Annotated in this window: 4 protein-coding genes, 1 pseudogene and 1 riboswitch; of the genes and pseudogenes, 3 read left to right on the forward strand and 2 right to left on the reverse strand. The window is 77.7% G+C overall.

The window, feature by feature from the left end:
* Positions 1-125: 125 nt before the first annotated feature.
* On the reverse strand, positions 126-1241 hold the full coding sequence (locus ACFV0G_RS28250) for an alpha/beta hydrolase (RefSeq protein ID WP_380553932.1): 1116 nt from the start codon (positions 1239-1241) through the stop codon (positions 126-128).
* A 164-nt stretch (positions 1242-1405) separates the two neighbouring features.
* Positions 1406-2095 carry a helix-turn-helix domain-containing protein gene (locus tag ACFV0G_RS28255; RefSeq protein WP_380553935.1) on the reverse strand — a complete coding sequence of 230 codons (690 nt, stop codon included), beginning with the start codon at positions 2093-2095 and terminating at the stop codon, positions 1406-1408.
* Positions 2096-2343: 248 nt separating this feature from the next.
* A riboswitch (cobalamin riboswitch) is annotated at positions 2344-2478 on the forward strand.
* 113 nt (positions 2479-2591) lie between these two features.
* Here ACFV0G_RS28255 and ACFV0G_RS28260 point away from each other — a divergent pair.
* The 3 genes and pseudogenes from ACFV0G_RS28260 to ACFV0G_RS28270 all read left to right on the forward strand — a co-directional run.
* Positions 2592-3605, forward strand: a complete 1014-nt coding sequence (locus ACFV0G_RS28260; protein WP_380553938.1) for a cobalamin biosynthesis protein — start codon at positions 2592-2594, stop codon at positions 3603-3605.
* On the forward strand, positions 3602-5098 hold the full coding sequence (locus ACFV0G_RS28265; RefSeq protein ID WP_380553941.1) for a cobyric acid synthase: 1497 nt from the start codon (positions 3602-3604) through the stop codon (positions 5096-5098). Before ACFV0G_RS28260 ends, ACFV0G_RS28265 begins: the two co-directional genes overlap by 4 nt.
* 26 nt (positions 5099-5124) lie before the next feature.
* Positions 5125-5490: pseudogene (locus ACFV0G_RS28270) on the forward strand (magnesium chelatase); the annotation flags it as partial.

Here is a 5490-nt window from a genome sequence, read left to right on the forward strand (position 1 = left end):
GGCCCGTGGCGGGGTGCGAGATCGGCAAACCGCGCCAACCGGGGCCCCCCCCACACCCGGAATTCACATGGCCGCGCCCGGCCGGCGCGGTCGTCCGGCCGGGCGGCGGGGCCCGTGCAGCGGGGTCAGAGCAGCGGGGTCAGCCAGCGGCGCAGCGCCTCGGTGTAGCCGTCCGGGTCGGCGTTCCAGAGCGCGGCGTGGGCGGCGCCCGGCACGGGGTGGAGGCTGACCAGTTCCGGGCGTAGCCGGGCGAGGCGATCGGCGGCGGCCCAGGGGGCCACCGCGTCGTCCGGGCTCTGCAGCAGCAGCGCGGGCACCTGCAGGTCGGTGCCGTCGGCGAGCCGGGCGAAGCCCGCCAGGTCGACCTGGGAGCGGCCCTCCGCGGCCAGCGCACCGAGCTCGGCCAGCGGCCCCGGCTGGCCCGCCCGGACGGCCGCCCGGCGGACGGTGGCGGGCCAGTCCAGCACCGGCGAGTCCAGCACCAGGCCGGCCAGCGACTCGCGCCAGGCCGACCGGGCGGCGGTGTGCAGCGCCATGGTCGCGCCGATCGACCAGCCGTACAGCACGATCCGCCCGGCGCCCTGCTCGCGGGCGAAGCGGACGGCGGCGTCGACGTCCCGCCACTCGGTCTCGCCGAAGTGCCCGAGGCCGTCCGGGGAGGGCGGCGCGCCCTCGTCGCCGCGGTAGGTGACGACCAGGGCGGGCAGGCGCAGCGTGTTCAGCAGCGGGAGCACCGGCAGCGCCTGCCGGCGGTCGGCGCCCGGGCCGTGCACCAGGATCACCCACAGGCCGCGGATCCCCGCCACGTGCCAGGCGGGCAGCGGCCCGAGCTCGCCGTCGACGGTGCCCTCGGAGTACGTCAGGCCGAGGTCGGTGGCCGGGTCGCCGGCGTACACGCGGGGGGTGAGGCGCACCTCGTCGCCGGCGCGCAGCGTCCCGGAGCCGGTGCCGAGCAGCCGGCGGGTCACCGACTGCGGGCCTGTACCGAGCACCTCGCCGATGACGGCGCGCGCACCGTCCGACCGCTCCAGGGCGTAGCGGCCGGCGCGGGCCGTCTCCACGCTGCGGGTGACGGTGACCCACTCCGGGCCGGTGTCCTGCACGCGCAGCGCCTCGGCGGTCCCGGCGGCGAAGCCGGGGCGGACGGCGCGCTCGGACGCCCGGCGGCCGAGCAGCAGCACCGCGGCGCCGGCTCCGGCCGTGACGGTGGCGGCGACGGCGGCGGCGATTCCCCAACGCATGGTGCTCCCCGGGGTCGGCTGGTCTCGGGCATGGCCTTCCCAGTCCACGCCCGCCGGGGGCCGCGGGCCACCGGAGCGGGTCCGTCCGGGCGCGGCGGACGGGCGGGTGGACGGGCGCTCCGACCCGGACCGGCGACGGGACCGGCGACCGGCGACCGGTGCGGTCAGACCGGGACGTCGGTGGGCCGGCGGCCGAGCAGTTCCCAGAAGCGGTTGGGCAGCGGGGCGGCGGGCGGCTGCTGCGCCGCGGGCACGGCGGAGCCCCAGTGCGTGGGGACGAGGTACTCGTTCTGGAGGTCGGAGAGGGCCGCGGACAGTGCCTCGCGGGGCGCCGGGACCATCCGGGCCACCGCGTCCAGCCGGGCCTGCCAGCGCCCGTCCACGACCTGCCGCAGGCACCGCTCCAGGTCCTCCTGACGGCCGGTCACCCGGACGAGGGTGCGCAGTGTCAGGCCGAGGGCGTGCGCGAGGGCGCGACTCTGCTCCTCGTCGGCGTCCCAGCGCCCGGTCCGCTCGGCCTTCTCATAGGTCTGGGCGGTGACGCCGATCCGCCGGGCGGCCTGGTCCGCGGTCAGCTCCCGGGCCAGCCGGTGGTCGCGCAGGGTGGCCGGGCGCACGCCCATCAGCTGCACCGGCGGGCACCACAGCGCGCGGGCGAGGGCGATGAACTCCTGTTCGTCGGGGCGCAGCTCGCCGCTCTCCCAGGCGATCACATGGGTGGGCAGCAGCCGAACGCCGTGCGCGGCCATGCCGTCGGCGACCTGGGCGGGCGTCAGGCCGAGTCCGGCCCGGTGCGCCCGGGCGGCGTGCGGGGAGAACGGCACCGGCGGCGGAGGGGGCGGTCTGCGTCGCATGCGACAAGAACGTACGGGCGGACCCGGCGGGCCATCACCCGCCGAACGCACGAAGCGCCCGGCCGCCGCCCCGCGCGGCCCCTGGAGGATCGTACGAGCGGCGGCCCCGCATCCCGGGTGATCGTCGGAGGGAGCGACGGCCCGCACCCGCGGCCGGGCGGCGACGGTGTGTGACCAACCCCTCCACGGGCTTTGTTGACGGCCGGTCGGACCGCGTGATGGGATCCTGGGGCCATACGGAGGCATGCAGAGGAAGCCGGTGCGAGTCCGGCGCGGTCCCGCCACTGTCACCGGGGAGCACGCTCGAACCGATGGTCACGGCGGTCCGCCACAGGGCCGCTGGAAGGCCCGAGGGTGCGTCCGACCCGGAAGCCAGGAGACTCTCGCCGCCGGTTCGTCGATCCAGGGCGCGGACCCTGAGTGAGGACACGCACGCCATGCAGGCTGCCCAGCGGTCGCCGTTCCCCCCTGCCCCGGGCGCCGCGCCGTGCGCCGGTTGAGATCCGCCGCCCCCTATCTGCTCGGCGCCGTCGCCGGCCACCTCGCGGACACCGCCCTCGCCGATCCCCGGCGGGGCCATCCGGTGGCGCTGTTCGGCACCGCGGCGACCCGCCTGGAGCGGGCGCTGTGGCGCGACCACCGCGGTGCCGGGGCCGCCTTCACCGCGCTGAGCGTGGGTGCCGTCGCGGCCGGCGCCGCGCTCGCCGACCACGCCCTGCGCCGCCGCCCCGCGGCCCGGGCCGCCCTCGCCGCGGCCGCCGCCTGGACGGTGCTCGGCGGCACCTCACTGACCCGCGAGGCCTGGACGATCGGCCGCGCCCTGGAGGACGGCGACCTGGCCGCCGCCCGCGAGCGGCTCCCCCACCTGTGCGGCCGCGACCCGAGCGCCCTGGACGGGCAGCAGATCGCCCGGGCGGTGGTCGAGTCGGTCGCCGAGAACACCGCCGACGCGGTGGTCAACGCGCTGACCTGGGGCGCGCTGGCGGGCACCCCCGGGCTGCTGGCCTTCCGGGCCGTCAACACCCTGGACGCGATGGTCGGCCACCGCTCGCCGCGGTACCTGCGCTTCGGCTGGGCCTCGGCCCGGCTCGACGACGTGGCCGGCTGGCCGGGCGCCCGGCTCACCGCGCTGCTCACCGTCGCCGCCGCGGAGCATCCGCGGGCGGCCTGGAAGGTCTGGCGCCGGGACGGTTCGTCACATCCGAGCCCCAACGCCGGGCAGGCCGAGTCGGCCTTCGCCGGCGGGCTCGGCGTGCGCCTCGGCGGCACCCTCCGGTACGGCGAGCGCGTGGAGCACCGGCCGGTGCTCGGCGCCGAACTGCGGCCGGTCGCGGTCGCGGACATCGAACGCGCCTGCCGGCTCTCCCGCCGGGTCGGCGTGCTGGCCCTGGCGGTGACGACGGCTGCGCACGCCCTCGGGCGCACCTCGCTCGGCCGGGCCGCCCGGGGACACACCGGCCTCCCCGTTCCTGCGCCGGGGGTCGCACAGATGCAGAGGAGTACGCCGTGACGAATGCGCTGCTGGTCGCAGGGACGACCTCGGACGCGGGCAAGAGCGTGGTCACGGCGGGGATCTGCCGGTGGCTGGCCCGGCAGGGCGTGCGGGTGGCGCCGTTCAAGGCCCAGAACATGTCGCTGAACTCCTTCGTCACCGCGGACGGCGCCGAGATCGGGCGCGCCCAGGCGATGCAGGCGCAGGCCGCCCGGGTGGAGCCGGAGGCCGCGATGAACCCGGTGCTGCTGAAGCCCGGGGCGGACGGCCGCAGCCAGGTGGTGCTGCTCGGCCGCCCGGTCGCCGAGGTGGGGGCGCTGGACTACCGCGAGCGCAAGCCCGTCCTGCTGGAGCGGGCGCTGGAGTGCCTGGCGGACCTGCGCAGCCGGTACGAGGTGGTGGTCTGCGAGGGCGCCGGCTCGCCCGCCGAGATCAACCTGCGGGACCGGGACATCGCCAACATGGGCCTGGCCACGGCGGCGAACCTGCCGGTGGTGGTGGTCGGCGACATCGACCGCGGCGGGGTGTTCGCGGCGATGTACGGGACGCTGGCGCTGCTGTCCGCGCAGGACCAGGCGCTGGTGGCGGGCTGGTTCGTCAACAAGTTCCGCGGCGACGCGCGGCTGCTGGCGCCGGGCCTGGAGATGCTGCGCGAGCTGACGGGGCGTCCGGTGCTGGGCACGCTGCCGATGCTGTCCGGCCTGTGGCTGGACGCCGAGGACTCGCTGGACCTGTCGACCGCGGTGGAGAACCGTCCGACCGCGGCCCCGCACGGCGCCGAGGTGCTGCAGGTGGCCGTGGTGCGGCTGCCGCGGCTGTCGAACTTCACCGACGTCGACGCGCTGGCCCAGGAGCCCGGCGTGCTGGTGCGCTGGGCGACCCGGCCGGAGGAGCTGGCCGACGCCGACCTGGTGGTGCTGCCCGGCACCCGGGCGACCGTCGCCGACCTGGCCTGGCTGCGCGAACGCGGCCTGGACACCGCCCTGCAGGCCCGCGCGGCGGCCGGGCTGCCGGTGCTGGGCGTCTGCGGCGGCTACCAGATGCTGTCCCGGGAGATCGTCGACGCCGTGGAGTCGAGGGCGGGCGCCGTCGAGGGACTCGGTCTGCTGCCGACCCGGGTGGAGTTCGGTGCGCAGAAGGTGCTCGGCCGTCCGGTCGGCGAGGCGTACGGGGAGCGGGTCGAGGGGTACGAGATCCACCACGGCGTGGTCGCGGTGGAGGGGGGCGAGGCGTTCCTGGACGGCTGCCGGGTCGGCGCGGTGTGGGGGACGACCTGGCACGGCGCGCTGGAGAACGACGGCTTCCGCCGGGCGCTGCTGCGCGAGGTGGCGGCGGCGGCCGGACGGGCGTTCGTCCCGGCGCCGGACACCTCGTTCGCCGCGGCCCGCGAGGAGCGCCTGGAGCGGCTCGGCGACCTGATCGAGGAGCACGCGGACACCGACGCGCTGTGGAAGCTGATCGAGGGCGGGGCGCCGCAGGGGCTGCCGTTCGTGCCGCCGGGTGCGCCGTGAGCAGGGCCGTGAGCAAGGGAGAGCAGATGAGTGACGCCCGATACCCGTTCACCGCGATCGTCGGCATGGCCGACCTGCGGCTCGGGCTGCTGCTGAACGCGGTCTCGCCGGCCGTCGGCGGCGTGCTGGTGCGCGGTGAGAAGGGCACCGCCAAGTCGACCATGGTGCGCGCCCTGGCCGGGCTGCTGCCGGCCATCGGCACGGTGGCCGGCTGCCGGTTCGCCTGCGACCCGGCGGCGCCGGACCCGCACTGCCCGGACGGCGCGCACGAGGGCGCCGCGGGGCGGGGGCGGCCCGCGCCCCGGGGGGTGGGGGCGGGGGGGGGCTCCCGCGTACCCCTCGGCGGGGCGCGGGTCCCGGGGCGGGGGCGCGCCGGGGGGGGGAAGGCGGAA

This window comes from Kitasatospora sp. NPDC059571, from assembly GCF_042735675.1.
Taxonomy (GTDB): Bacteria; Actinomycetota; Actinomycetes; order Streptomycetales; family Streptomycetaceae; genus Kitasatospora.

What these genes read in the sequence shown, in the direction of transcription:
- ACFV0G_RS28250 (WP_380553932.1), bottom strand. Translation starts at nt 1,241, where the DNA reads ATGCGTTGGGGAATCGCCGCCGCCGTCGCCGCCACCGTCACGGCCGGA.
- ACFV0G_RS28255 (WP_380553935.1), bottom strand. Translation starts at nt 2,095, where the DNA reads ATGCGACGCAGACCGCCCCCTCCGCCGCCGGTGCCGTTCTCCCCGCAC.